Genomic DNA, 26,628 nt, shown 5'->3' on the forward strand with positions numbered 1-26,628 from the left:
GTAGCGCGCTGCCAAACCACAGCGGCGTGAGGAGCACCCCCCGAGGGACACGTCGTCCCCATGGCCGGACGGTGGCTACAACAACAGCCGCCCCGACGGCCGACATGAGGATGAGAGCCATGTTGAAGATCACGTACGCCCTTCGGCCCCAAGGTCCGTCGCCGGTCGGATCGTCACCGGGGAGGAACATCGCTACCACGTGGGACACGACGAAGAGGATCAGCCACGCGAACGTGCCGTACGCCCAACGAGGGCTGCCGTGAACTCTCACATCACCAAGATCGTCGCCAAGGCGCCGTGACGCCTCCCATCCCGAGGGGATTCATCTCCCTCACTAGAGGGAGGCTCGAATTCTGGGGCACACCCAAAATGGCACGACCGCGACCAGCCCGAACCCCTCCCAGTCGCCAGGGATTACGCTGCGGCGCGGGCGATGACGCTCGTCGGTGCTTGAGGAAGGGCAGCATCTGGTTCGCTTCGTCGTTGACGGCTTGCTGTTCGGAGGCCGTGAGAGGCCGAAATGGGACGAGTCGTATGTCGTCTCCGGTGAACGACCAGGTTCCACGGGCGAAGCCGTCGATGAGGATGGTGGGGTGTACCAGGGCCCGGCCGGGCATGATCTGCTTGCGGTCTTCGTCGCTGATGATGCGGGTGCGGTCGGCGTGGCCCAGCAGGGCGTTGTCGTACGCGGGTAGCAGTCGCACGGGCGCTGGGATGTGCGGGTCAGGTAGGTGCGTGTCGGGCAGGTCGAGCAGGGTCTGGCCGTCGGGCCCGGTGTAGTGGCGTAGTTCGACGCCCATGTTCGCGACGACTTGGTTGAGCCGGGTTAGCCCGCTCCATGCCTGGACGTCGGCCACCGTGGCGGGTCCGAAGGCGGCGAGGTAGCGGCGGATCAGTTCGTGGATCGCCGTGGGTTCGATGGTGTCGGCCGCAAGGGCGGTGACGGTGATGGAAGATCGGTTGCCCCAGCTGCCCCAGGATGCGGTGGTGGGATCGTGGATGAGCGGGGTGCGTAGTTCGAATTCGCCGGCGAGGATCCGGCCGTCGCGGCCCGGGTGGCGGGCGGCGACGCGTCGAGCGAGTTCTTTACGGGCGAGCGGTCCGTCGGCCAGCAGCGCACGTCCGTCGGCCACCAGCGTCTCGGTGGGCAGTCGGTTACGGTTGCGCCGGAAGTACGGCGAGTTGGCGGTGCGGTCGAGGACGGGTTGCAGGAGTGGCCGCAGCCGACGGAAATCGCCGGCTGCGGCGATGTGCTGGGTGCTGCGCAGGAGGCTGGAGCGTACGACCTGCCCGTCGGCCAGCAGGGTGGTCAGGTCGGTGTGGGTGAACCCGCGGATCCGGCTCCGCAGCCCGAGGTAGGGCCAGTTCGGTTCCTGTGCCTGCAGGGCGACCAGACGCCGGATCACGCTAAGCGGCGCCTGGTCGGTGCGTTCCAGGAGGAATTGGCGCTGCAGCAGTGCCCGGTTGAGGGCGCGATGCGACAGCGGCGTCATGCCAGCCGCACCGAGACGTTGCCGCGGTAGTCGCCTCGCAACAGCGACAGGAAGGCGTCGGGTACGGCGTCGATGCCGGCCTGGACGATCGTCTGCGGGAAGACGAAGCTGTCCCGGTCGAGCCAGGCCCTGAAGTGGGTGTGCCATGCGGCGATCTGGTCGGGCGTGTGGTAGCAGGAGAATGGCAGCAGCTCGATCCCCTTGGCTGCGGCGGCAGTCTGGTCGGGTTCGGGGAATCGCTGGGCTGCCGCACTCAGTTGGGTGGACAGCGATCCGCACAACGCGAACCGCGCTCCCGGCGAGGCGGCCTCGAGCGCGGCCTTGTAGAGCGTGCCCCCGACGGTGTCGAAGAAGACCGTGATTCCCTCGGGTGCCAGTTCCTTCAGTGCTGCGACCGGGTCCTGGTGGTAGTCGAATGCGGCGTCGATACCGAGCTCGTGGACTAATCCGCCTTGGCTTGGCTGCCCGCGCTGCCGATGACCTTCGAGGCGCCCAGATTGCGGGCGATCTGGGCGGCCAGTGAGCCGACGCCGCCGGCCGCGCCGGACACGAACACGACATCGCCACGGCCGACCTTGGCCACGTCTGCCATGCCGTAGTACGCGGTCGGTCCCTGGCCGAGGTGGTAACTCGGATCCGGATAGGCGTCGTGGTCCAGCTTGACATACGAGGCGGCCGGCCCGGCGGAATGCGTACTCCAGCCGCTCATCGACTGGACCAGGTCGCCCTCCCGCAGATCCGGGCTGGCCGACCGTAGGACAGTGCCGATGGCCATGACTCCGATGCGCTGGCCCGGCTGCCAGGCCGGGATCGGCAGGTGGCAGTCGGAGCGCATGAGCTCGAGGTATGTGGCGGCCAGCCCGAGGTAGTCGGTGCGGACGAGGACCTCGCCGTCGATCTCGGTGTCGACAACGGTGAAGTGCGAGCCGGTGGCTCCGTACGCATTCGCGCCCTTAGGACGTACCCGTGTTGCATAAGTTTGGTGATCGCCGATGTAGGCCATAGATAGGCGTCACATAGGCTCCCAGAGGAGGCCCCTCATGCCTCGAACCACCCCCGTCCTGCTCGCCGGCGTCCTTGCCGCCGCGCTCGTCGCGCCGGTCGCGCCGGCGCAGGCGAGCAACCCGCTCGCCCCGATATCCAGTTCCCTGGCGCGGACGCTGACGACAGCCTCCGGCACGATTCCGGTGTTTGTGCACGGTACGAGCATCGGCGCGGCCCGGCAGGCGGCCGCCGACACCGGCCTCACACTCATCACCACCTGGAACAAGATCGGCGTCGCGGTTGCGCGCGGCACCGCCGAGCAGATCGCGGCCGTTCGCGGTCATGCCGGTGTCACGTACGTCGAAGGTGACCAGCCGCTGCGGCCATACCTGTCGACCTCGAACGTCGCCACCCGAGGCGAGCAGGCGCGCGCTGAGCTGCGCGACGGACAGGGACGGCCGGTCGGCGGCCGTGGCGTGTCGGCGGCGATCATCGACACGGGCGTGGACGGCACGCACCCGTTCTTCCGCAACGCGGACGGTTCCAGCGCAGTGAAGCTCAATCTGAAGAACATCTGCGGCCCGCTCACCGATCTGGGTCTGCCGCTCCCGCTGCCCAACGACTCGTGCTTCCTCGACCTGACCGCGGCCAACGACACCGACACGCTGTCGGCCGGCGGGCACGGCACGCACGTCGCGGGGATCGTCGCCGGGCGGAACACGACGCTCACCGACGGCACCCGGCTGCACGGCGCTGCCCCTGACGCCACGCTGATCAGCCTGTCGGTCGGCGCGGGGCTGAGCATCTTCGGTGCGGACAGCGCGCTGAACTGGGTGCTCGAGCATCACCTGAATCCGTGCGCGGGCTGCCCGCCGATCAAGGTGAGCAACAACTCGTACGGCCCCGGTGGCGGTGGGGCGTTCGATCCGAACTCGGCGACCACCAAGTTGCAACGGGCGTTGGCCGCCGAGGGTGTCGTCACCGTCTGGGCGGCCGGCAACGACGGCCCGGACAACAGTGCCACCAACCCTCCGGGGCAGGACCCCACTCCGGGAATCATCATGGTCGCCTCCTACGACGACCACGGCACCGGCACCCGCGACGGTAGCGTGTCGACGTTCTCCAGCCGCGGGGCGGCGGGGCACCCGGAGACCTACCCGGACGTCTCGGCACCCGGATCGAACATCACCTCGGCCTGCCGGCCGTACCTGGTGATCTGCTCGACCGGTCTGGACCCGCGCAACGGCCCCGGGCTCCTGGATCTCGGCACGTTCAACACGATCAGCGGTACCTCGATGGCAACCCCGCATGTCGTGGGCATCGTCACCCAGCTGTTCCAGGTCGCACCGGACGCGACCCCGGCCCAGGTCGAGGACGCGCTCAAGGCCACGGCGTACAAGTTCACGGACGGCGCGGCGTACCAGGCCGTCGGGCCTTACACCACCGCAGTCGACAAGGGAACCGGTCTCGTCGACGTGTACGCCGCGGCGGTACGGCTGGGCGCGACACCTGCCTGACGGCCGATCAGCTCAATGGCGCAGTAGCAGTTCAGCCGGCACCGTCACCGACAACAAACAGCGCCACGGAGGGCACGATCACCGGCTGGCAACATGCCGCGATGCCCGTGTTTGCTCTGGCACAGCTCACGATCCACGACCAGGACCGCTACGAAACGTACGCCGCGGCGTTCTCGAAGTAGTCCCGGGGACGACTCCTCGCCGCCGACGAGGCGCCGGAGCGCCCTGACAACAGGAAAAGGTCATCCCGATGGCGTTCGAGGACAGGCAACACTTCGAGCGCTGGGCCTGCTCCCCTGGAATAGCGGGGAGCCTTCCGGGGACCGGGCGTCCGCGACGGACAGCCCGGTCCTCCGGGTCAGGGCGGCGGGCTGACCTCTCACCGAACGACGCGTCAGCACCTGCCCACCATCGGCGGGGTGCACGCTTCATCGCCACCGTGGTCCTGGTATCAGGCGCGCCGAGGGGCGCTGCCTTGGTTCAGCCGCGTGGACCGCCTTCACCTCGCTTCGGCGAGGCCCATCCGTGACTGCAGGGCGGACGCGAGCCGGACGCTCACGCCGGGCCGTCGGCGTGGGCGAGGGCCGATGGGGTCAGCCGGCCGACGATGGCCGGGGCCTCGTGGACGAGGCCGTCGTTCTCCACCGCCTCGACCATGAAACGGGCGTAGTCCACGCGACGGGTCAGGTTGCTCGCGAGGACAGGGTCACCCACGTGCCGGCTCCACACCGGCAGGCCCTGGCTCTCGCCCTCCTCCAGGTCGCTGCCACGCACGACCGTCCAACTGGTGTCACTGGCGAAGATTCTGCGGCACGCCTCCACCTGGTCGTCCACGTCCACGACACGGGCAAGCTTCGCCAGCCGCCCGAACACGGCCGCGTACATCTTGAACTTCCGGGTGTACACGTCCTTCCCGTCGCGGGTGATGTGCCAGCCGCAGGAGAAGATCAAACGGGCGCCTGGAGGGCCGTGGTCGAGCACAGCCTGGGCCGTACCGGAGGCATACTGGTTCACCCCCCACGGCACCAGCACCGTGAGTACGGCGTCACATCCGTTCACCGCCCGTGCGATGACCGTATGGTCGTCGGTCGCTCCGGGGATCACCCTGATCCGTCCCTCGAACTCAGCGAGCTTGTTTACGCTCTGCTCCCGGCACACGCCCACGATCTCGTACCCGCGGTCCAACGCGTGCTGCAACATGTAGCGCCCGAGCTTCCCGGACGCGCCGACAATGCACACCCTCTTGCCGGTGCCCGGCTTCCTGACCCCGTCCAAACCGACCGATTCCACGACCCTCTCCTCAGCTCGCCACCGCCGCTATCCTTACGCCGTAAGGTACAACCTTGCGGTGTAAGGTTGTCAAGCCGTTCAATCCGCTTAGACAGGAGGACCTCGTGGCCACGGAGCCAGCCGACACGCCTCGCCGCCCCCCACTCAGCAAGGAGATGGTGCTTCGCGAAGCGGTCGCGCTGGCGGACGAGGCCGGCACCGGTGCGCCGAGCATGCGCAGGCTCGCCGAGCGGCTCGGCGTCGAGGCCATGTCGCTCTACCACCACTTCCGCAACAAGGACATGATCCTCGACGGCATGATCGACCTCGTCTTCGGCGAGATCGAGCTCCCGTCGGACGTCGACTGGCGAACCGCGATGCGACGGCGGGCAGTCTCGATGCGCGGCACACTGATCCGCCACCCGTGGGCGATAAGCCTGATGGACTCGCGGACAAACCCGGGCCACGCGACGCTGCGCCACCACAACGCGGTCATCGGCTGTCTACGGTCAGGAGGCTTCTCGATCGCTGGTGCGGCACACGCGTTCTCCGTGCTGGACAGCTACATCTACGGGTGCACGCTCCAGGAGCTCAGCCTGCCCTTCAAATCATCTGTCGACCTCGAGGACGTGGCGGGCTCGATCCTGAAACAGCTGCCCCGCGACGAGTACCCGCACCTCACCGAGATGATCCTCGACCGCGCCCTGAAACCTGGTTACGCGTACACCGAGGAGTTCGACATCGGACTCGACCTGATCCTCGACGGACTGCAGCGACAGCGCGAAAGCTGGCTGTAACCTGCCAGCAAACGAACCGGGGCGAGGCCGACCACGGCTCCCATGGACCCGGATGACGAGGACCACGACAACGACGGCCCGAAAGCCTGACAGATCGCCGACGGTGCGACGGTCGGCGGACGTCAGCGGCCGGGGGCCCGCTCCCCCGGCCGGACCAGACCCGTCTCGTACGCGAGCTGAACATCGTCAGACCCTGCCGCGCGGCCACACACACTCGGCGTTCAGGATGCCCGATCGACTCAGAGGCCAGCTACGGACCGTGACCGCTCTTGATCGGTCAGCACCATGGACTGCGGCAGATGTGCGCACTCGGCGCCAATAACCCCACTCCTCGAACGGGTTCTCAGACCGCTCGAACTTCGGCGAGCCGCCTGACCGCGTACTCGTCGTCCCAGCAGACGGCGGCTTCCCATGCGGCCGACGCTTGCCCGGCGATGTCGAGCGCGCCGTCGTCGAGCCCGGCGGCGTTGCCGGGCAACACGAGGTCGAGGTCGGGGACGTCAACGTGCGACTCGTCCCAGTCGATCAGCGCGACCTGACTCGCGGTCATGCGGACATTGCCAGGGTTGTTGGGGTTGCCGTGAACGACGCATGTCTGACGTCCGGTGAGCCGCGCCCACGCCGCTCGACATCGAGTAACGCTCTCAGGGGGCATCGCGCCGAGGTCGATCTTCGTCCCGGTCTCGGCGTGCAGAAGGTCGGTCGACGATCGCCAGCCTGGGCGCTGCGGCCAGCCCAGCGTCAGCCGATGCAGTTCGCGGAGCGTGCCGGCCACGCGACGCCAGTCGGCCTGCGTCTCGGGCGGTCCGCCATCCAGGTAGGTCATCACCACCAGACCGTCCGCGAACAGCCGGCCGTCCGTAGTCGGGATCGGGACCGGCACGGTCAGACCTTCACGGTCGAGGTGCAGGAGAAGCTCCGTCTCCCACGCAAGATCAGCGTCGCTCCTCGTGCCGAGACGACCGACCGCGAGGTGCCCGTTGACGCGCACGCTCCACACGTCGTTGGCGACTCCGCCAGCGAGCGGTTCAATGCGAGCGACGTCGTCACCCCATCGCCCGAGTGCCTCCCACCCCACTGGCCATATCTTACGGCGTTCCGAACATCACTGTTCTCGGCACGAGAGTGCGAGGTAAGGCGGCAGTCATCACGCTACGTAGCGCGCGCTCGCGGCAGAAGCGTGCACCCGCCCATAAGCGCGGGTCAAAAGACGGCCGGAAAGTTAGGAACGAGTGGTCTGCGATGCGGTTCGGCTGAAGCAGCGTTTACCGGGCGTTCGAGGGGCGCGACGCGGCGTCGTCAAGGTGGAGAGCCAGATCCGTCACTCATATCCCATGGCCGGGATGACCTTGCCGAGTGCCTCTTCGATGAGCTCGCGGGTTTCGTCGTCGAATTGGTCGTTACGGTTCGTCAGCTTGTGCGACTGAAACGTTGAAGGGGTGGCGAAGTCGTCGACGTCGAGCCGTTCGAACAGGGCGCGGCGCTGCCCGGGCCAGTCGGCTGCGAGATCTTCTGCTTTCACCTCAATGTATCGCCTGCCCGTCAGGTCGACCGTGTTCTTCCAGGTGAGCCATCGGTGGTAGACCGGCTTGAGGTAGGCGAGCGCGCCGTCGACGGTGGGCGGTGCCCATGGTTGGGCCAGGTGGGATGCGAGCACGGAGACCGGGTGACGCTTGATGTGCACGATGGTCGCTTCGGGGACCAGTTCCCAGAGGAACTCCATGCACAGCAGGTTGAACGGTGTCTTCTCGCACCAGGTCGGCTTGCCCGCGTCGGCGGCTGCCCCGCCGAACATGGTGTCGATCAGGCCCCGCAAGATTCCGAGCAGTTCGCCCCGGTCGCTGAAATACCTGGGAAGTACCCGCCGGCGGCTCAGCGGCTCGAACGGCCCGGCAGGCCGGTCGCCGTTCCCGAAGCCCTCCGCGGGCGCAGGTTCGTCGTATGTGTACGCGATCAACTGCGGCCACAGCTGTTGCACCGCGTCCCGGTAGCGCCGCTCGCCGACCAGCTCGGGAACGGTTTTGCCGCGATCGTCGCGCCGGCCGGGCACTCGTACGGTGAGGAAGTCGCTCAGCCGGTGCAGGGCGTCCTCACCGACGGTGGGGTCGTATCGATCGGTGAGCGCGTCGGCCAGGTCCCGCAGGCCACCCGGGTCGATGAGAAACCGGGTCTCCATGGAAATCCGATGGATCAGCGGATGTTCGCCGATGATGTCGGCGATCCGTGACGTTCCCGAACGACCCGTACCCGCAACGAAGATCGGTGAGGGGAAAGGCATGGCGAGCAGTCAAACTCTCAGCCCAGCGCCTGTGCAAGCCATTTATCCCCTTCACCCGCTGCTACGGGCCGGACCCCGCACCCGCCGCGCGGAGTGCGTGCCGGACGGCCGCCTCCAACAAGCGAGCAACGAATTATCGAAGCTTCCCAACGCGCCGCATCCCTCACACACTGACGCACTGATCTTGGTAGTTCAGGGTGCGGGCTCGACCCAGTGGCCAGCCACGGACCGTGACCGCCATTGATCGATCAGCACGCCGGAGCAGCTCCGGATGCCCGATCTTGGATCACGCCGGCTCAGTCCTGAGCGAGGCAGTGAACCAGGCGCGCCACGGCGCCGACCATGACATGGTCGGGCGGGCCTTGCATCGCCCTCGGTCTGTTCCTTCAGCACGAGGCTCGGAGGCCCGCACGGTCCTTGGGGAGGGCCTGACCGTTGGTCGGCCTCCTTTCGGTGGCCCACCCCCTGTGTGCTCGTTTCAGGCTGCTCCGTCAGGTTTGTGGATTTGCCGGTAGACGGGGTATGGCGTGCCATCCGCGTGGCGAGCCGTAGGAACATCGCGGTGTTGGGTGTTGCTACGTAACCGAGGAGTGATGAGGTCCTGGGCACGGGCCCAGGACCTCGTCACTCGTCTTTCAGGCGGCGTTGAAGGTGAACTGGCCGGCCGGGACGGAGAAGACGGTGTACCCGTCTTCGGCCCGCTGGTAGGTCGCCCTCCGTGGCGTACTGACCTTCTGGCCGTCGCCAGTGGGTACCCAAACCTCGGCGGTGGTGTTGGTCGGTACGGTGACCGTAAGGGAGAACTCGCTCGCGGACTTCTTCCAGGAGCTGTGTGCCATGCCCTTGGGGGTCTTGTAGCTGCCCTCGGCGAACGTCAGGTCGCCGACCACCTTGGGCTGGAAGACCAGCTTGTCGTACGCGATCGAGCCGCCGGCGGCGCGGATGCCCGCGATGCCGGACTGGAACCACTCCTCGATCTGGGCGAGGATCATGTGGTTCTTGGAGTCGCCGCGGGTCCAGCGCTCGCCCACTGTCGTCATGCCGCCCGGGTTCGCCGTCGTGGACTGCATGAAGTACCCGTAGCTGGGCTGGGTGTCCTCCTGGAGGACGTCCCAGAGCACGTCGTCGCGGTTACCGTCCAAGAGGGCCCGGACGGTCGGAGCGAGCCCGATGGTGCCGCCGCTGAAGTGCGGCCCGCCGCCGTTGGGCTGGAACGCGTAGGTGTTCTGCACCAGGTAGTCCAGCACACCTTGACGCTTGTCCTCGGGCACCAGTCCGGCGTCGAGGGCGAGCGCCTGCGCCGCCTGGGTGGCACCGGTGGTGCCGGCGTTGCCGTTGGCCGTGTAGTAGCCGAGCGACTCGTTGAAGAACGGTTGAACGCCTCCTTGATGTCCGAGGCCAGCTTCGTGTACTTCTGCGGGCCGACCGCCCCTGCCGGCGGGGAGTGGGTGATCGGCAAGGCGTGGCCGATCAGCTTGCCTCGAACCGTGTCCGTAGGGATTTGGGCTTGCTGATGTGCGTGAGGTCCCTTACCGTGCGTTCGGCACCTCCCGGTGCGCAGGCAACGGCTACTTCCGCTTATAACGGGGAGACGCGGGTTCGAATCCCGCCGCCGCCTTTGGCGGTGTCGACCAGTGGCCAAGGTCACCTTGGCCCGCAAGGGCCAGTCGCCGTCGCCGCTTTGGTCTCGGGAGGCGCGTTCACGCGGCATACCCGGTGCGATGGACACGGCTACTTCTCGGCAAGGGGCCTTCGAAGCCCTGCGGTTCGAACCCGCTGACGCCGTGTCCGACCCTGATCTCGGGTGTGCGGCGTGATAGTCGTCTTCGCCATGATCACGGGATGGCAAACTCTGTTGCCCGGCCACGGTTGCCGCAGCTAGCGTCGTGCACGCACTTCCCGGTGCGAAGGTGACGGTTACATCTTGGAGGGGTCCACGACCCCGGTGAAGAGCCCGTCCGTCACCGGCTTCTGATCTCGGGAGGCGCGACCACACCGCATACCCGGTGCGCAGGCAACGGTTACTTCAGGGATCCGCAGGTTGGGGGTTCGAGTCCCCCGAGGTCTTCGGGCTGATAGCTCAATCGGACAGAGCAGCGGACATAGTCCGTCGCCGACTTCTGATCTCGGGTATACGGTGTGGTGGCGTCTCCCCGTCTTCGACCGGCGTGGGGGGACGTGATGGCCAAGTTCAACTTCAAGCTGCGCCAGAACCGGCACGAGGCCGATTTCGAGGCCGACGCGATCGTGACCGCCGAGGGTGCGCCGGGTTTCACCCGCGATCCGCGTGCCGAGCTTTTCCTGCTGGCCGTGTCGAACATGGTCGGCGAGGACACTTTTTACGAGGGTGCCGCTGATCGGGATGCTCGGTTCCGCGAGTTGATCGCCGCCGTCGCGGTCGCCGACCCCGACTGGTTTGCCCGGTTCGTGCCGTGGCTGCGTACTGGCGCGATGCTGCGTTCGGCGACGGTCGTGGCGGCCTTGGAGGGTGCCCGTGCGCAGGTCGCGGCGGGCGTTCCGGGTTCGCGGGCGATCGTGGACGCTGCGTTGCAGCGTGCTGACGAGCCGGGTGAGGCGCTGGCGTACTGGCTGGGGCGGTATGGCCGGGCACTGCCGAAGCCGGTCAAGCGGGGCATCGCGGATGCCGTCGTGCGGCTGTATCACGAGCGCAGTCTGCTCAAGTACGACTCCGAGAGCAGTGCGGTGCGGTTCGGTGATGTCATCGACCTGACCCACCCGACGGCGAAGGACGAGCGGCAGGGTGACCTGTTCCGGCACGCACTGGACCGGCGCCACAAGCGCGACAACCCACTACCGGCGTCGCTGACGGTGCTGGCGGCCCGGGCGCAGCTGATGGCGTTGCCGGTCGAGCAGCGCCGGGCGGTCACCGACCCGGCGGTTCTCGGCACGGCCGGTATGACGTGGGAGGCCCTCGCCGGCTGGCGGCAGACCACCATGGACGCTGCGGCGTGGGAGGCGATCATCCCGACCATGGGCTACCTGGCGTTGCTGCGCAACCTGCGCAACTTCGACCAAGCCGGTGTCAGCGACGCTGTCGCCGAGACGGTGGCGGCGAAGTTGTCCGCCCCGGGCGAGGTCGCGCGCTCGCGCGTACTGCCGATGCGTTTCCTGTCGGCGTACAACGCGGCACCGAGCTTGCGGTGGGCGTACCCGTTGGAGAAGGCGTTGCAGCATGCGCTGGTGAACGTGCCCGCTCTGGACGCGCGGACTCTGATTTTGATCGACACGTCAGGGTCGATGAACAGCGCGTTCAGTAAGGACGGCACGCTGCGCTGCTGGGACGCGGCCACTGTGTTCGGCCTCGCGCTGGCCGCGCGGGCGCAGGACGCGACGGTGGTGTCGTTCTCCAATGCCACCAAGGTGTTCCCGGCCGTGGCAGGTGAGTCGGTGCTGGCGGCGGTGCGCCGGTTCAAGGACGGCGGCTACTTCTATGGCGGCGGGACCGAGACCGAGAAGGCCGTTCGGGCGCACTACGACCAGCACGATCGGGTGGTCATCCTCACCGACGAGCAGGCGCACTGGCACGGCTCGGCGGACGTGGCGGCGGCGGTGCCCGCACGGGTTCCGGTGTACACGTGGAACCTGGCCGGATACCGGGTCGGGCACACGCCGACGGTTGGGAACCGGCACACGTTCGGCGGTCTGTCCGACGCCGCGTTCGCGATGATCCCGCTCATCGAGGCCGGATCCCGCGACCAGTGGCCGTTCTGATGTCCGTTGCGGCGTCGGCCTCCTGAGGCCGACGCCGCAACGCAGGATCCGCTTCAGGCACGACGGCCATCGTCTGTGCGCCTTCACTCACACCGCCTATTGAGTGCCGGTAGGCACCTCGGGCCCGCCCGGAACCGCCTCGCGTACCTGCTCCCACTCCTGCACGCTGCGCTGACGCGGATCGCCCGGCCACGTCGCCAGTACTGCGGCGGTCAGGTCGGCACGCCACTTCACCGAGCGCAGGGCACGCCCGGCCTGCTCCTGGGCCATGCGCACGATCCGGTCATTGACCCTCACACCCACCGGCGTGGCGGCCGTCCAGCCCAAGCGCCGCAGCGCCATCCACGCGTTCGACGGAAGCTTCCGGCCGCCGGCGTCCACACCGGAGGCGAGCACCTCCACATCGCCCGCGTTCCAACGCTGCGCCAACAACGCGGAGACCATCCCCGCCACCAGATCGGCACACCAGCCGACACGTTGCGCAAGCACCGCCTGCGACAGGACCTCACCGGTCCCCTCGTCCACCCCTGATCGGAGTACGGCGCGGGCGCAAGCGGTACGGGAAGTCTCGCCCTCAGCCAGCGGCAGCTTTCCGGTCACCGGCTCATCGCCGCGACATCGATCCAGGAGAACTCGTGATCACGACCGGCCCATGTCACCGGAATCTCCCCCGAACCAGCCCAAAGACGAAGCACCATGATCCACACGGCCAATTTAGGATCACCGACGATTCCCAATCAAGTTGGTCAGCCTGTGGCCCAACCTCGGGCCAAACTCACGCAGGGACCCGCGGCCCGACCTTGGCCGGCCGCCCGCCACCCGCTGCGCCGATGTCCGGCCGCCGTGGCGACGGCCGCGCCAGCCAAAGTGGCTGGTCAAAACCCATGTCTGCAAAATGTGGAGCGGACAACACAACATTACGCCTGCTCAAATGACACAAACGCCGAGAATCTGGCGACAAGGGTCCTAGCTACCCTATTTGTCAGCACCGGGCACGCGACTCATTCGGCCGACGCCGGTGCGGGGCGCGGCTGGTCCGATGCCACCTCCGCCGTAGTGCGCCACCAGTGGCGTGACGCCAGCGCCGCCAGCACCGCGCCGGCGGCGTTGACCAGTACGTCATCCACGGAGGAAACCCGGTCCAACCGCAGGACGTACTGCGCGGTCTCGACCAGGGCCGAGCAGCCTGCCCCGAGCGCCAGGATCCGCGGCACGGACGCCAGCGCCGCGAACCGTATCGGGGCGAAGAACCCCAGCGCCGCGAAGATCAGCAGGTTGCCGCCGATCCCGATCGGCCCCATCGTGACCAGGTCCCGCAGCGGGACCAGGCTCACCCGGCCCGGGACGATGCCGGCGCCCGGGCCCGGCATCATGGTCAGCCACACCAGCGGCACCGTCCCGTAGACCATGCCCACCTCGGCCAGCGACATCCGCCACGCCGACGGGACGCCGGCAGCACGCCGACTGAGCGCCAGAGCCCACGCCAACAGAGCGGCCAACGGCAGGCCGACCAGCGTCATGAGCAGAACCCCGTTGAACGTATCGAAGCAGCCGTGCCACCGCCCGGCCATGCACCTCGGAGCGGACATCATGAGCGGCCGCCGCACGACGAACGCCGCGCCCGCCAGGCCGAGGATCGCCAGGCTGACGAGCACGATCCTGCCCGTACGGCGCGGCGGCGCTGACACGGATGCACTCTGATTCATGCACCCATTAGAAACGGAGGGCCGTTGCAGTGGCGTATGCACTTTTGGATACGTCCGCGATACACGCAATCCCCGGCGTCGTCGCCCGGCACCTCGGCCCGACCAAGGCCTGCAGCCGGCTGTCGACGTCAACGGGCAACCGGTCCACGAACCGGGCGGCCAGCGCTTGCTCGGCCTGGCGCAGTGCGGAGCGCACGATCGGTCGATCTGCCCGGCCACCGGCGGCTCGGTTCGCTCCGTCCGGCAGCGCACCGGCAGCTCCGCTGCGCGAAGCCCTGCACAACTACGCCCATGCCCTTCTCCGATGGGCTCGCGTCGACGAATTTAGCCATTTTCCACCAAATGCGATGCGCCAGACGCGGATCACGTGTCAGTGCCGCACAGGGCCCGTGCCCCGAGAAGGAGCGATCCGGGCAGCGCTGCAACGCCGATCCCAGGGTCTTGACGGAGGCCGGAGGTCTGCCCAATGCACCACCGTACCCGCCCCTGCGTAGTCGTCGCCGATCACTCGACCGACGCCGACGTCATCAATCGCGCCGCCGAGCTGGCCGCCCACAGCTTCGCCGTCGCTGCCCCCGACTTCAGCCCCGCAGTGTGGCGGAGGTATGAGCGGATCGAGCGGCGGTCGCGGCCAACGGCGGGTGGCTTATTCCGCCGGGCTCCGTGCCTTACCCGATCATGCCGGCGTCACCACGACGGCATACAAAGCCATGCGTCGATGCGGTATGGCCCCGTGATTGGTGCCAGCGGGCCCCAGGAGGACAGCCGGCACCATCCAGGCCGGGAGCAGCGAACCCTGACCACTTCGATTTTCGGCTTGTCTGCGAGGTCGTGGTCACCCGGCGGCGAGGATGGTGGCCTTCTCGATTCCGGCTCGGCCCCGGGCCTGCTCATCTGCCTCGTCGATCCGGTCAGCGATGGCCAGGGCTGCCCGGTGGTGGCGCAGGGCCGTCTCGTGGTCGCCAGCGAGAAAGTACGCCTCGCCGAGGGTGTTCAGCACGTTCGACTGGATGTCGGGGCTGAGTCCGCGGGCGAGATCGAGCGCGGCCAGACCAGCCCGGATGGCTGCCTTGTGCCGGCCCAGTCGGGCGTAGCTGAAGGCAAGGTTGGCCAGGGCGTTTGCCTGGCCCGGGCGACTCCCCGTGCGATGTTGCAAGGCGAGCGCCCGTTGGGCGTACCGGACCGCCTCGGGGTGCCGGCCCAGCCGGGCATGGAGCAGGCCGACGTTGTTCTCCAGGCTCGCCACGCCGGGGCCGCCGAGCTTCCGCTGCAGCGCCAGGGCCCGTTTGGCCTGGTCGAGCGCCTCCCGGTCCCGGCCGAGCAGGTGCAGGTCGATGCTGAGGTTGCTCAGTACGGCGGCTTCCCACTGTCTGTCGCCGGTGGATCGGAAGAGCGTGATGGCCCGGTGGTATTCAGCAATCGCCTCGTGGTGTCGGCCGAGCCGGCGGTACACCAGGGCGAGGTTGTTGCGGGTGATCCCTTCGCCGTCGGGCTGTCCGAGCGTGTGATGCAGGGGCAGTGCCTGTCGGAGTTGCGTCAGCGCGGGATCTGTCCGGCCTGCGGTGTTGTATGCCTGGCCCAGTTCGGTCAGGGTGTGCGCTTCGGCGCCGGGGTCGTCGAGCTGGCGGGCTGCGGTCTCGGCACGCAGCAGGATCTCGATCGAGTCATCGGTGTGGCCGCGCCGAATCTGGTAGGGCTGCAGCAGATGGGCGAGCAGCAATACTTGCCGCTGACAGGGGCCGCTGCTAGCGGTCCGGGCGGCGGCGATCAGGTTCGCGTACTCCGCGTCGAGCCAGGTGAGTGCGTGCTGCTCGTCGGCGAACTCGACCGGAGGAGCCTCCGGTGCCGGAGGCTGCCCGACCGGTGGGAGCGGGAACCTGCGGATCAGCCGGGTCGCGGCGTCGGTCGTCGCCACGTACCAGTCGAGCAGCCGTCTTTTGGCGGCCGCGATGCTGTCTTCGGTGTCCTCGGTGAGGCACCGCCGCGCGGCGTATTCGCGCAGCAGGTCGTGCATCTGATACCGGTCCGCTTCCGCCTGCTGCACGAGGTGTTCGTCGAGCAACGATTCGAGCGCGAGCTGCGCGGCCGCCGGTTCGCAGCCGACCAGTGCCGCCATCGACGCCGCGGTCACGTCGTTGCCGGGGTGGACGCCGAGCAGCCGGAACAGCCTTCGGCGGTCCGGAGCCAGCGCCCGATACGACAGGGCCAAGACGCCCTGAACCGCTCGCCCGCCGACGGACAGTTCGTCCAGCCTGCGGTTCTCGTCGGTCAGCCGGGACAGCAGATGGCTGATGGGCCAGGCCGGTCGCGCTCGCAGCCGCCGCGCGGCGACTGCGACGGCCAACGGCAGATGACCGCAGCGCGCCAGCAGCGCGTCGGCCGCGGACGGCTCGGCGGTCACCCGGTCGCGGCCGACGATCATCGTGAGCAGGTCCAACGATTCCTCCCGGTGCAGCACGTCCAACCGGACGGTGTGAGCACCGTCCACGGCGAGGCTGCGTCGGCTCGTCACGATCACCAGGCAGCCCGGGTTGGCCGGCAGTAACGGGTTAACCTGTGACTCTTCGGCTGCGTTGTCCACGACGAGAAGCACTCGCTGCTCGGACAATCGGTCCCGGAACACCGCCGCGCGGGCCTCGATCTTCTCGGGAATTCCGGACGGTGGGACGCCCAGCAGCCGGAGCAGGGACTCCAGCACCTCACCGGGGTCGGCCGGCGCCGAATCCTCGGTGAATCCGTGCAGGTCGACATAGAACTGCCCGTCCGGGTAAATCGCGGAGAGCCGGTGGGCGGCATGTACCGCCAGGCGGGTTTTGCCCACACCGGCCATGCCCTCGACCGTGACGATGGGCACGGCTGTGTCCGGTGGGCTGGTCGCCGCGCCCATCAGCGCCGCCAGTTCGCGTCGCCTGCCGACGAATTCCGCGATGTCGGGTGGCAGGTGCCGGTACGCGCTCTCCAGCGCCTGGCCGGCGTTGTGCGGGGTGGGCGGCTGCGGATCCCCGGTCAGAATCCGCCGGTGCAGCTCTTGCGACTGCGTTGACGGTTCGATGCCCAGCTCCGCGACGGTCCGGCGCTGCAACTCGCGATAGACCGCCAGTGCGTCGGAGCGCCGTCCCAGCCGGCTGTGCACCGTCATCAGGTGCCGGGAGAAGCGCTCGTCCAGGGGGCGCTCAGCGATCAGCCGGACCAGTTCGGGGGTCAGGCCGTCGAGTTGCCCGTCGGTGATTCGCGCATCGGCGTACTCTGCAGCGGCATCGACCCGGGCCTCGTCCATGGCGGCCGCGCTGTGCTCGATCACCCGGCCTGTCAGGCCGCTGAAGGCCGGTCCACGCCAGAGCGCGAGCGCGGTGCGCAGCAGTCGTACCGCGGTCGCGTTGTCACCGGCGGTCCGTGCCTTGCCTGCCGCCCTTGCCCCGGCCTGGAACTGCTCAAGGTCGTACCGGTCGGCAGCCACCTCGAGCAGGTAGGCGGAGGATCGGGTAACGATGGGGGCGGCGGCGCGGCTGCCGCCGGGCGCCAACCGACGCCGCAGGTCGGAGACAAGCCCCTGCAGCTGCACCCGGTACGACCGCGGCGGCGCGTCCCGCCACAGCTCGTCGACGAGGACGTCCATGGAGACGGGCTGGTTGGCGTGGGACAGGAGAAGGGCGAGTACCAGGGTGCGCTGCGGCCCGCCCAGGTCCACCGGTTGGCCGCGCCACTCGACGGTCAGCGGGCCGAGTGCGCGAAAGTAGAGATCCTCATCAGCTTCCAAGGTCAACTGCCACCTCGGTATCGCGGTCACTTCGTATGGGTTTGTCACCCGGGCGCTTTCAGCCCTCGCGTCGCACCGCAGCCTAGTCACGGTGAGTACTCGCAAAACCTACCAGCGGTTCCGCAACCCGACTTGGCATCAAAACCGGCATACTTCCATATGTCGGTGCTCCGAATTGCAGGATGGATGTCAACTTTTTCTGCTGGCTCAGCATGCCGCAGAGTCAGCGAGGCCGACGGCCGATCCTGCCCCGGCAACGTTGCCCTGGTAGCCCGCCGCTTGAAGGGTGAACAACTCGGCATACCGGCCACCGGCGACCATGAGTTCGTCGTGGTTGCCGCTCTCGGCCAGGGCGCCGTCGTGTAGGACGAAGATCCGGTCGGCGTGGCGGACGTTGGCCAGCCGGTGGGTGATGAGGATGGTGGTGGCCCGCCCCTGCCGGTCCCGGATCGCCTGGAACAGCGCGTCCTCAGCCCGCGGATCGAGGGCGGAGGACGGCTCGTCCATGATCAGCAGGTCGGCGTCGCGGAGGAAGCCGCGGGCGGCGGTGATGCGCTGCCACTGCCCGCCGGAGAGGTCCTGGCCGTGGGCGAAGGTGCGGTCGAGCAACGTCTCGTACCCGTACGGAAGATTCTCGATCATCTCGTGCGCGACGGCCCGGGCGGCGGCGGCCTGTATCCGGTCCAGGCTCGCTTCGCTGTGGACGTCCCCGATGGCGATGTTGGTCGCCGCAGTGAACGGCCACTTGTGGTACTCCTGAGTGACCACGGCGATCCGGGCCCGCAACCCGTCGGTGCTCCAGTCGGCCAGCGGCCGGCCATTCCAACGGATGACACCCGAGGTGGGCGCCCGCAGGTTGGCGATCAACGCGGCGAGGCTGCTCTTGCCGGAGCCGTTCTCCCCCACGAAGGCCACGGTCTGACCCCTCTCGATGGTCAGCGTCACGCCGTCCACGGCAGCGGTATCCCGGTCGGGGTAGCGCAGGCTGACCTGATGGACGGTCAGCTCACGCAGCGGCTCCAGCGCTTCCCCGCCCGACTGATCGGGCAGGTAGGCGGCGGCTCGGGTCATGAACCCCGTGTAGTCGCCGAAGTGCAGGCCCTCGGTGTAGACCTTGTCGACCTGAGTGGTGGCGACGGCCAACGAGCGTTGCGCGGCCTGCAGGGCGATCACGCAGGTCGCCGCAGCGGCCAGTGGGATCTGCCCGTCCACAAGCAGCAGCCCGAGCAGCACGTACACCGCCCCGGTCGCCAGTCCGCCGATCATGGACCCGAGCGTGGTGGTGGTGGTGACCCGACGAGCGAGCGCGAGTTGGATGCCGGTCTCCACCGCCATGACCCGGTCGTACTGATCGAGCAGGAACCGGCGCAGCCCGTACGAGCGGAGCTCCGGGGCCGACACTCGCTCGGCCATGAGCCGGTGCAGCAGCCAGATACGGCGTCGGCGTACCGAGCCCGCCGTGTAGGTCCGATACTGCAGGTGTCCCGCCCGCAGCGAGGCCCACGCCCTCGGCAGCGTGGCGACCAGCAGCGCCACCAACAGCAGCGGGTGGATGACCACCACGGCGACCGCGACGGCGACCAGACCGGCCAGGCCGGCGAGGAAGTTCATCGACGCCTGCACCAGCGAGATCGCCGAGTCGGTCCCCCGCGAGGCCCGTTCCATGTCGTCGGCGAAGGCGTCCGCGTCGAACGCCTCCAGCCGCACGGCCGTACTCGTCTCGAACAGGCCGCGCTCGACCTCCCGGCTCACCCGCGGGGTGAGTCCGTTCTGTGCGTACCCGCTGGCGATACCCATGCCGGCGCGCAGCGCCGTCGCCCCCGCCAGCGCGGCGAGGGCGGGCAGTGCCGATTCGACCTTGTCCGCGGTCGGCCCCCCGGCGAACAGCTCGACCAGCACCTGCTGGGTGGCCAGCAGCCCGAAGGCGGCCAGCACCCCGGCACCGACCGTCGTGGCGGCCACCACGCCAGTGCGGATGCGGTCAGCGCGCCAACTGACCCGCAACGCCACCCAGACCAGTCGGGGCAACTCGGCGAAGACGGCGAACAGTCCGGCCTCGGCCCGCGCCCGCAGGCCCGTCTCCCACCACATCTCCCGCAGCTCGGGCAGTACCGGCTCCGCCGAGGGCAGCGGGGCGGCAGAACGGGGGGCGGTGCGCTGGTCACCCGGGATGGCGGTTTCGGTCATGGGCATGCCTCCTCACGCTCCGCCGACCGGGTCGCGACGGCCCCCAGTGAGCGACGGCACCACTGCGAGCGTCGAGCGTAGAACATCGATCCGTTCCTGGCGGACGTCGTGAGCGCCGACGCGGGGCGGTTGCGGGGTCGCTCGATCGCCGCACCAGTCAGCGGAGCTCCGCAGCACCGATCACCGCCCGCAGCCGCGCCCTGATTCTTAGTGATTAGTTAGCGGCCGACGCTAGCGTCCGCGCCAGTCCAGGGCGGACCGGCGACCACGCCGTCGCGCTCAGCTACCTCGACGGAGGCGAACATGACCCAGAGACTGCAGGCGGCCCTGCTCGAACTCGCGCCACGCAACGGCGGACCGGCGGCCGTGGAACCGCGGGTCCACTTCGAAGACGTGCAGCAGTCGCTGCACTCCGCCAACCGCTGCCCGTACACCTGCGGTCCGTGCACCGACCGGATCAGCGACCGCTGCATCGCCACCGGCCGCACCGTCTGACCCATCCCTGACGATCTCCGCTGCCGAGGAGGTAGGTGTCCGTGTCCGACTGGGAATCTGGACCGTTCGTCAAACGGCTCGTCGATGAACGGTACGGCGGCCGGTACACGGTGCGCCTCAGGCCGCAGTGGACCTACGTGGACCGCGACGACGTACAGCTTCCGGACCATGGCTGGAAGCTGCACGTCTCGTCACGGGCGGAAGACTTCGCGGCCACGGCGGCCCGGACGGTCCCGTTCCTGCTCGAGGTGGGGTGCAGCTTCAAGCTCGCCAGCACAAGCGGCGTGCTCACCGCGATGAACTACGGCATCGAGACGCCCGCCGGGGTGGGCAAGGCGATCACCGTCTACCCCCAGCAGGACCACGTACGCGACCTCGGCCTCGCGCTCGTCGACCTGCTGCGCGGGCATCCCGGACCGCGGGTGCTCAGCGACCGCCGGATCGACGGCGACGCGCCGGTCTACTACCGCTACGGCCCGTTCGTTGCTCGCTGGTTCCGGGGCCAGCGCGGTCTCATGTCGATCCAGATCCCCGGCCCGCACGGGGAGAGCTTCGACGCGGTCGCCGACCTGGACTACCGCCAGCCGGACTGGGTGACCGATCCGTTCCGGCCCGAGAGCGACGACGAAACACCAGAGCTGCTCGGTGGGCGGTACCGGCCCGAGGACGGGGTGCAGCGCACCGCGCAGGGCAGCGTCTTCCGCGCCCGCGACACCACCACCGACCGGGTGGTCATCGTCAAGCAGGCCAGGGCGCACGTCGGCGACTCGGGCAACGGCCTCGACGCCCGCTCCCGCCTCCGCAACGAGCGACGGGTGCTCACCGCCTGCGAGGGCGTGCCCGGCGTGCCCGCCTTCATCGACCACTTCGCCCACGGCGACGACGAGTTCCTGGTCACCACCGACGTCGGCGACCAGGATCTGGCGTACCGGGTCGGTAACCAGGGCGCCATGCTCCGCGCCGGCACACCCGTGTCGCCGGGGTTCACCCAGCTGGTGGCCCAACTCGCCCGTACGCTGCTGGCGCTGCACACCCGCGGCGTGGTCATGCGCGACATCACCCCGCGCAACGTCGTCCTCGGCGCCGACCGGGCACACCTCGTCGACTTCGGCATCTCCGCCCTCGACGGCCTGCACGTGCCCGGCGGCACGCACGGCTACGCCTCCTGGGACCAGATGCGCAACGGCCCGGCCACCCCGTCGAACGACCACTACTCGCTGGGGATGACCCTCGCCTTCGCAGCCACCAGCCTGTCCCCCGTGGTGGACGAGACGGAGGCCGACGTGCCCGCACAGCGGGCACTGCAGTCGCTGACCAGCATCCTCGGTCCCAGACACGCGCCCTTCACCGACCTGGTGGCCGAGCTGCTGCAGGGCACGCCGGAACAGGCCACGGCGGCGCTGCGGACGCTGGCCAACGAAGACTGGGCGGCCCGCACCCGCGCAACGCCCCGCCGCCAGAGCATGCCGACCGCCGATCCCATCGTCCTCGAACAGCAGGTGCTCGATCAGCTGCTGTGGGAGGTCGAGCACCGACAGCTGCGGCAGCCGGCGTCCGCATTCGCCAACGTGGACGGCAGCATCTACACCGGCAGCGCCGGAGTCGGCCTGGAACTGCTGCACCACCGCCACCAGCCCGGTGTACCGGAGCTGCTGCACCAGCTGGCCGAGCACACCGTCCGAGCCAACACACGGATCGACGTGCCGCCCGGCCTGTTCCTCGGCTCCACCGGCAGCCACCTGTTCCTGGCACAGCTCAGGCAGGCCGGTTTCGACGTGGCGCTCCCCGCGATCCCCGCCGTTCCGTACAACGTCGACGACGAGCACGACGACATCATGACGGGCACCGCCGGCGTCGGACTCGGCCATCTGTACCTCGCCGATGTCCTCGGCGACCCGGCGCACCTCGACGCCGCCCGCGCCTGCGTGGACAACCTGCTGGCCAAGACCGAGATGACCCTGTCGGTGGCCCTCGACGCCGGGCTGCCCGAAGAGATCGACACCGACCCGTCAGCCAGCTACTCCCACGGCCGCGCCGGCGTCATCGACCTGCTCATCGCCTACACCGCCCGCACCGCCGACCCAGACGTACGGGCGGCCGCCCACGAACGGTCCCAAGAGCTACGAAACCGCGCCGAGGTGCTGATCGGGCGGGCCCGCGACCCCCGGGCGATCCCACTGTCTGTGTCCTGGTGCCAGGGACTCGCCGGCATCGGTCGCACCCTGCTGCACGCCGCCGAACTCTTCGACGCCTCCGAGTTCACCACGACCGCCGTGTCAGCGGCTGACGCCTGCACCGCCTGGATCCCCCGCCTTGGCGGCCTGAGCCAGTGCTGCGGCTTGACCGGGGTCGGCGGATTCCTCATTGACTGTGCCCGCCACACCGGCGACGACCAACACCAGCGGGCCGCCCACGCGGTCGTCCCGCAACTCCTCGCCCGCAGCCACGGCCCGGACGGCTCGCCCTTGTTCGTCAACTCGAACCGGCAGGACGCGCCCTGGTCGTGGGCGACCGGGAACGCGGGCATCCTCGCCTTCCTCCGTCGACTCAACCGGCCGGACACGCCGGAGGTCGTGCCCTACAGCCACCTTCCGCTACGCACGGCGGGCCACCCGGCGAACCGCCCGGCTCTCGTCCGCAGTTGATCCCGACGACCAGTCACCGCACCGATGACCCGACCGGGCGCCCGCAGGCGCCGGTACCCGCTCGCCCTCCCGTGTACGTGATGAACCGCCAGATATCTGTACCGCCTCAGTGTGTACGCGCTGTGTTTTCCACGCCCGGCAGAAGGAAGGTGTCATTGGATGCGTGAACGGTCAAGCAACGGTAGGTCAAGCGCACAGAAATGGGTGCGCTCCCAGCCGCGCAGCGGCGAGCCGCCGGCCATGATTATCGTCTGTTTTCCACCGGCCGGGGGTGGCGGTGGATCCTTCGCGAAACTTCGCGAAGTCGCCGCGGCGAATGCCGAATGCGTGACCGTGGAATTACCCGGACGCATGTCCCGGCTCGCCGAACCACCGGTGCAAAGCATGAGCGCGCTGGCCGACCATGTGGCGCAGTCGGTCCTCGAGGCGGTCGAACCACGAGGCATTCCCTATTCCTTTCTCGGCCTCTGCCTCGGCGCGGTCATGGCCTACGAAACGGCCGTGCGCGTCGAGGCGGCCGGCGGGAACGGCCTGCGCAGCATCGTTGCCGCCGGCAGCAACGCCCCGCAGAAGGGCCCACCCTCGGTGGACGACCCCATTGACTTCCTGCGCCGGATGGGCAGCCCGGAGGACGTCTTCGCGAATCCTGCCCTGCTCGAGATGACCCTGGAGATCCTGCGCTCGGATCTGCATCTGTTCCACTCCTACACCTGCTCCGGCCTGCGGCTGAAGACCCCGGTCAGCATCCTGTACGGCCGGGACGACACGCTGGTGGACAGGACCGCGATCGCACCGTGGAAAGACCTCGCCACCAGCATCTCCGTTGACGAACTCCCGGGGGGTCACTTCTTCCTCGACCAAAACTACGATCGCCTGCTCAGCAGGCTGCACGGCGATTTGCTCGACACACCCCTGTAGAGCAAGGATTTTGAATGTCTTCTCGCTACACCCCGGCCGGTTTCACTTATCCCTCACCCACGGAAGCGAAGATACCCAAACTGAGGATTCTCGGCTCGCTCAGCCTGACCGCCAAGAACGGGAAGTCGTGCAGCCCCCGCGCCCTGAAGCTTCGCATTCTGCTGGCGAACCTGCTGTGCGGCCACAATCGCGCCATCCCGATCGAGCACCTCATTCGTGAGCTGTGGAACGAATCGCCGCCGAAGACCGCGAAGACGGCACTCCAGGTGTACGTCTCGAACATCCGGAAAGTCCTCGACACCACGGATCTGGCACCGGGCTATGCGCGAATCGTCACCCAGCCACCCGGTTACATGCTCGAGGTGGACGAGAACGTGCTGGATCTCGCACTCTTCGAGCAATACTGGCAAGAGGCCCGGAACGCACAGGACACCGGCCGGACGAAGATGGCCTCGCAACTCCTGTCCGATGCGCTCGCGCTCTGGCGCGGGCCGGCCCTGTCGGACGTCTGCACCACCCCGGACCTGCAAGCGGAGGCACGCCGGCTGAATGAGATGCGCCAGGCCGCGCGGGAACGGAAGATCCTGCTGGACCTGGAACTGGGCCGGAACACCGAGGTGATCAGCGAACTGTACGCGCTGACCTCGCGCCATCCGTTTCACGAAAATCTGTGTGCCTACCTGATGATCGCCCTGCAGCGGCAGGGCCGGCCGGCCGACGCCCTCGACGTGTACGGCGAACTCGCCCGAGCCCTGCGCAATGAACTCGGCCTCGATCCCGGCACCCAGTTGCAGCGACTTCACCAGCTGATTCTGCTGCGTGAACCGATTCCGATCGACTCGACCTTCGAACTGCTCCAGCTTGATAAAACGGCCTGAACCGGAGACCACGCCAGCGCCATTACCGGCCCCGCTTAAGCACGCTTTAAGATGACCTTTAAAGCCGCCTGCTAGATTAGCGCTTATTCCATATCGCATGCGCAGAGGGGCGAATATGGTAGGCGGCCCTGGAATGACGTTGGCGCACGTCTTGAACGACAAGGCCGAGCGCCATCCGGAGCGCGAGGCCATCGCATTCATTCCGGATATCAACGAGGAAAAAATAGCGGACCGGCTCACCTTCGGGCAGCTGGCCGAGAGATCGCGCCGGCTGGCGGCACGGCTGGCCGCCGCGGGGTTCGAGCCGGGCGCGCGGGCGCTACTGCTCTTCCCCAGCGGCCTGGACTTCGCCGTCGCGTTCTTCGCATGCTCGTACGCGCGCCTCATCGCGGTGCCCGCACCGTTGCCGGAACGGTCGCCTACGAGCATTCAACGGCTGGCGGGGATGGTCGCCGACGCGGAGCCGGCGCTCATCCTCACCGTCGAGGAGTCGCGGGAAACCGTCCGCGAGTGGGCAACGGGCAACGGCTACCGCGCGCTGCCCTGCATCACCGTGGCGGACACCGCGGACCCGTCGCCGGGCGACGTGCCGCTGGAGCTGCCGACCCCGGACGACCTCGCCCTGCTGCAATACACCTCCGGCTCCACCAGCGACCCGAAGGGTGTCATGGTCAGCCAGGGCAACCTGCTGAGCAACCTCGATCTCATCGACTCGTTCGTGGGCCGGAAGCCGGCGATAAGGGTGTGCGGCTGGCTGCCGCACATCCACGACATGGGCCTGATCGGGCAGCTGCTGTACCCGGTGTACGCCGGCGGGTGGCTCCTCCAGCTGCCCCCGCTGGAGTTCCTGAAGCGACCGTCCAGGTGGCTGGCGCTCATCGCCCGCCACCGGATCCAGTGCGTCGCGGCCCCCAACTTCGCATACGACCTGTGCGCCCGGGTGACCAGCGAAGATCAGGCGGCGGAGCTGGACCTCAGCCACTGGGAGACCGCGCTCAACGGCGCCGAGCCGATCAACGACCGGACGCTGGAGCGATTCGCCAAGCGGTTCGCGCCCGCCGGCTTTCGCATGGAGTCGTTCCTGCCCTGCTATGGCCTGGCCGAGGCCACCCTGATCGTGACCGGCAGGCCGGCCGGTCAGCCGGTCGGGAAGGCGACAGTCGATCCCGACCAGCTGGCGCACGGCCGATTGGCCCCGATGACCGGACCAGGCGGCAAGATCCTCATCAGCAGCGGGACGATTCTGCACGACAACGTGCTGATCGTGGACCCGGAGAGCCGGATGCCGCTGGCGGACGGCCGGGTCGGTGAGATCTGGGTGACCGGCGCCAGCGTGAGCCGGGGTTACTGGCGCAAGGACGAGGTCACTGAGGAGATCTTCGGCGCGACGACCACCGACGGGCGAGGGCCCTATCTGCGTACGGGTGATCTCGGCGTGCGCGACGGCGCGGAGCTCTACGTCACCGGGCGGATCAAGGACCTGATCATCTACAACGGCCGCAACCTGCACCCCCACGACCTTGAATGTGCGCTGCAGGAGCTGGCGGGAGATCTGCCCGTCGGCTCCTCCGCGGTCTTCGCGATCGAGGACCACCAGGTGGTGGCCGTGCAGGAGATTCGCGGACGCCAGCACGACAACCTCGCCCAGGCGGCGGCGCGGCTCGGGCTCGGACTGGCGCAGCAGTTCGGGATCGGCCGAGCCAGCGTGGTGTTCGTCCGGCCGGGCGCCGTACGCAAGACGACGAGTGGAAAGACGCGGAGATCCGCGATGCGCCAGCTCTTTCTAGAGTCGGGGCTGGACCCGATCTACGTGAGCCTGGCTCCAGGTATGAGCGAGCGTCTGGGGAAAACGCCGTCATGACTTATCCAGCTTCGTACGCGCAGCGCCGGTTGTGGTTCCTGGCTCAGCTCGAGGGGCCCAGTGCCACCTACAACCTGCCGAACGCGCTGCGGTTCGACGGGCCGGTCGACC

20 protein-coding genes and 2 pseudogenes are annotated in these 26,628 nt (G+C 68.4%); 9 read left to right on the forward strand and 13 right to left on the reverse strand.

Going from position 1 to position 26,628, the window contains the following annotated elements:
- Positions 1-272: 272 nt before the first annotated feature.
- The 4 genes and pseudogenes from ACGF4F_RS33545 to ACGF4F_RS33560 form a co-directional block, all read right to left on the reverse strand.
- Positions 273-1,493, reverse strand: a complete 1,221-nt coding sequence (locus tag ACGF4F_RS33545; RefSeq protein ID WP_393083973.1) for a winged helix DNA-binding domain-containing protein — start codon at positions 1,491-1,493, stop codon at positions 273-275.
- Positions 1,490-1,774, reverse strand: a complete 285-nt coding sequence (locus tag ACGF4F_RS33550) for a hypothetical protein (protein ID WP_357444707.1) — start codon at positions 1,772-1,774, stop codon at positions 1,490-1,492. Before ACGF4F_RS33550 ends, ACGF4F_RS33545 begins: the two co-directional genes overlap by 4 nt.
- A gap of 12 nt (positions 1,775-1,786) precedes the next feature.
- Positions 1,787-1,921: pseudogene (locus ACGF4F_RS33555) on the reverse strand (NADP-dependent oxidoreductase); the annotation flags it as partial.
- Positions 1,922-1,935: 14 nt separating this feature from the next.
- Entirely contained in the window at positions 1,936-2,496 is a 561-nt protein-coding gene (locus ACGF4F_RS33560; protein ID WP_357444704.1) for a hypothetical protein, read from the reverse strand.
- A gap of 37 nt (positions 2,497-2,533) precedes the next feature.
- Between ACGF4F_RS33560 and ACGF4F_RS33565 the strand changes: the two genes are divergently transcribed.
- Positions 2,534-3,994, forward strand: coding sequence for a S8 family serine peptidase (locus ACGF4F_RS33565; protein WP_357444701.1), 1,461 nt, complete (start codon positions 2,534-2,536; stop codon positions 3,992-3,994).
- Between the two features lie 555 nt (positions 3,995-4,549).
- Here ACGF4F_RS33565 and ACGF4F_RS33570 read toward each other — a convergent pair.
- Positions 4,550-5,284 (reverse strand): NAD(P)H-binding protein, encoded by a 735-nt coding sequence (locus ACGF4F_RS33570; RefSeq protein WP_357444698.1) that lies wholly within the window; start codon positions 5,282-5,284, stop codon positions 4,550-4,552.
- Between the two features lie 104 nt (positions 5,285-5,388).
- On the opposite strand from ACGF4F_RS33570, the gene ACGF4F_RS33575 reads away from it, so the two are divergent.
- Positions 5,389-6,060 (forward strand): TetR/AcrR family transcriptional regulator, encoded by a 672-nt coding sequence (locus tag ACGF4F_RS33575; protein ID WP_357444816.1) that lies wholly within the window; start codon positions 5,389-5,391, stop codon positions 6,058-6,060.
- A 343-nt stretch (positions 6,061-6,403) separates the two neighbouring features.
- Here ACGF4F_RS33575 and ACGF4F_RS33580 read toward each other — a convergent pair whose 3' ends face one another.
- Together ACGF4F_RS33580 and ACGF4F_RS33585 are read right to left on the reverse strand one after the other, a co-directional pair.
- Positions 6,404-7,138 carry a phosphotransferase gene (locus ACGF4F_RS33580; protein WP_357444695.1) on the reverse strand — a complete coding sequence of 245 codons (735 nt, stop codon included), beginning with the start codon at positions 7,136-7,138 and terminating at the stop codon, positions 6,404-6,406.
- 243 nt (positions 7,139-7,381) lie between these two features.
- Positions 7,382-8,110 carry a sulfotransferase family protein gene (locus ACGF4F_RS33585; RefSeq protein ID WP_393083979.1) on the reverse strand — a complete coding sequence of 243 codons (729 nt, stop codon included), beginning with the start codon at positions 8,108-8,110 and terminating at the stop codon, positions 7,382-7,384.
- 27 nt (positions 8,111-8,137) lie between these two features.
- On the opposite strand from ACGF4F_RS33585, the gene ACGF4F_RS33590 reads away from it, so the two are divergent.
- Positions 8,138-8,287, forward strand: coding sequence for a hypothetical protein (locus tag ACGF4F_RS33590; RefSeq protein WP_341477406.1), 150 nt, complete (start codon positions 8,138-8,140; stop codon positions 8,285-8,287).
- Positions 8,288-8,973: 686 nt separating this feature from the next.
- Here ACGF4F_RS33590 and ACGF4F_RS33595 read toward each other — a convergent pair.
- Both ACGF4F_RS33595 and ACGF4F_RS33600 read right to left on the reverse strand, forming a co-directional pair.
- Entirely contained in the window at positions 8,974-9,378 is a 405-nt protein-coding gene (locus tag ACGF4F_RS33595) for an alpha-L-rhamnosidase C-terminal domain-containing protein (RefSeq protein WP_393084010.1), read from the reverse strand.
- Positions 9,355-9,624, reverse strand: a pseudogene (locus ACGF4F_RS33600) (hypothetical protein); the annotation flags it as partial. The gene ACGF4F_RS33595 and the pseudogene ACGF4F_RS33600, both read right to left, overlap by 24 nt.
- Positions 9,625-10,519: 895 nt before the next feature.
- On the opposite strand from ACGF4F_RS33600, the gene ACGF4F_RS33605 reads away from it, so the two are divergent.
- Positions 10,520-12,070 (forward strand): TROVE domain-containing protein, encoded by a 1,551-nt coding sequence (locus ACGF4F_RS33605; protein ID WP_393083982.1) that lies wholly within the window; start codon positions 10,520-10,522, stop codon positions 12,068-12,070.
- A 96-nt stretch (positions 12,071-12,166) separates the two neighbouring features.
- Here the strand turns inward: ACGF4F_RS33605 and ACGF4F_RS33610 are convergent, their stop codons facing one another.
- From ACGF4F_RS33610 to ACGF4F_RS33625, 4 genes are all read right to left on the reverse strand, one after another.
- Positions 12,167-12,670 carry a hypothetical protein gene (locus ACGF4F_RS33610; RefSeq protein ID WP_393083985.1) on the reverse strand — a complete coding sequence of 168 codons (504 nt, stop codon included), beginning with the start codon at positions 12,668-12,670 and terminating at the stop codon, positions 12,167-12,169.
- Between the two features lie 401 nt (positions 12,671-13,071).
- Positions 13,072-13,758: a VanZ family protein gene (locus tag ACGF4F_RS33615; RefSeq protein WP_357444682.1), complete on the reverse strand. Its 687-nt coding sequence runs from the start codon at positions 13,756-13,758 to the stop codon at positions 13,072-13,074.
- A gap of 853 nt (positions 13,759-14,611) precedes the next feature.
- A complete protein-coding gene (locus tag ACGF4F_RS33620; RefSeq protein WP_393083988.1) occupies positions 14,612-17,533 on the reverse strand; it encodes a tetratricopeptide repeat protein in 2,922 nt (973 codons plus the stop codon).
- Between the two features lie 207 nt (positions 17,534-17,740).
- Positions 17,741-19,624 (reverse strand): ABC transporter ATP-binding protein, encoded by a 1,884-nt coding sequence (locus ACGF4F_RS33625; protein WP_357444810.1) that lies wholly within the window; start codon positions 19,622-19,624, stop codon positions 17,741-17,743.
- Positions 19,625-20,023: 399 nt separating this feature from the next.
- Between ACGF4F_RS33625 and ACGF4F_RS33630 the strand changes: the two genes are divergently transcribed.
- The 5 genes from ACGF4F_RS33630 (at position 20,024) to ACGF4F_RS33650 (ending at position 26,517) form a co-directional block, all read left to right on the forward strand.
- Positions 20,024-20,215: a hypothetical protein gene (locus tag ACGF4F_RS33630; protein WP_073837521.1), complete on the forward strand. Its 192-nt coding sequence runs from the start codon at positions 20,024-20,026 to the stop codon at positions 20,213-20,215.
- Positions 20,216-20,250: 35 nt separating this feature from the next.
- Positions 20,251-22,860, forward strand: coding sequence for a class IV lanthionine synthetase LanL (gene lanL, locus ACGF4F_RS33635; protein WP_393083991.1), 2,610 nt, complete (start codon positions 20,251-20,253; stop codon positions 22,858-22,860).
- A gap of 159 nt (positions 22,861-23,019) precedes the next feature.
- Positions 23,020-23,778 carry an alpha/beta fold hydrolase gene (locus ACGF4F_RS33640; protein WP_357444673.1) on the forward strand — a complete coding sequence of 253 codons (759 nt, stop codon included), beginning with the start codon at positions 23,020-23,022 and terminating at the stop codon, positions 23,776-23,778.
- A 14-nt stretch (positions 23,779-23,792) separates the two neighbouring features.
- A complete protein-coding gene (locus ACGF4F_RS33645) occupies positions 23,793-24,656 on the forward strand; it encodes an AfsR/SARP family transcriptional regulator (RefSeq protein WP_357444670.1) in 864 nt (287 codons plus the stop codon).
- 139 nt (positions 24,657-24,795) lie between these two features.
- The gene (locus ACGF4F_RS33650; RefSeq protein ID WP_393083995.1) at positions 24,796-26,517 is read left to right on the forward strand and encodes a fatty acyl-AMP ligase; all 1,722 of its coding nucleotides are present in this window, start codon (positions 24,796-24,798) and stop codon (positions 26,515-26,517) included.
- The last annotated feature ends 111 nt before the right edge of the window (positions 26,518-26,628 follow it).

Origin of the sequence: Micromonospora sp. NPDC047740 (genome assembly GCF_043204735.1) — a bacterium.
In the GTDB taxonomy this organism is placed as follows: domain Bacteria; phylum Actinomycetota; class Actinomycetes; order Mycobacteriales; family Micromonosporaceae; genus Micromonospora.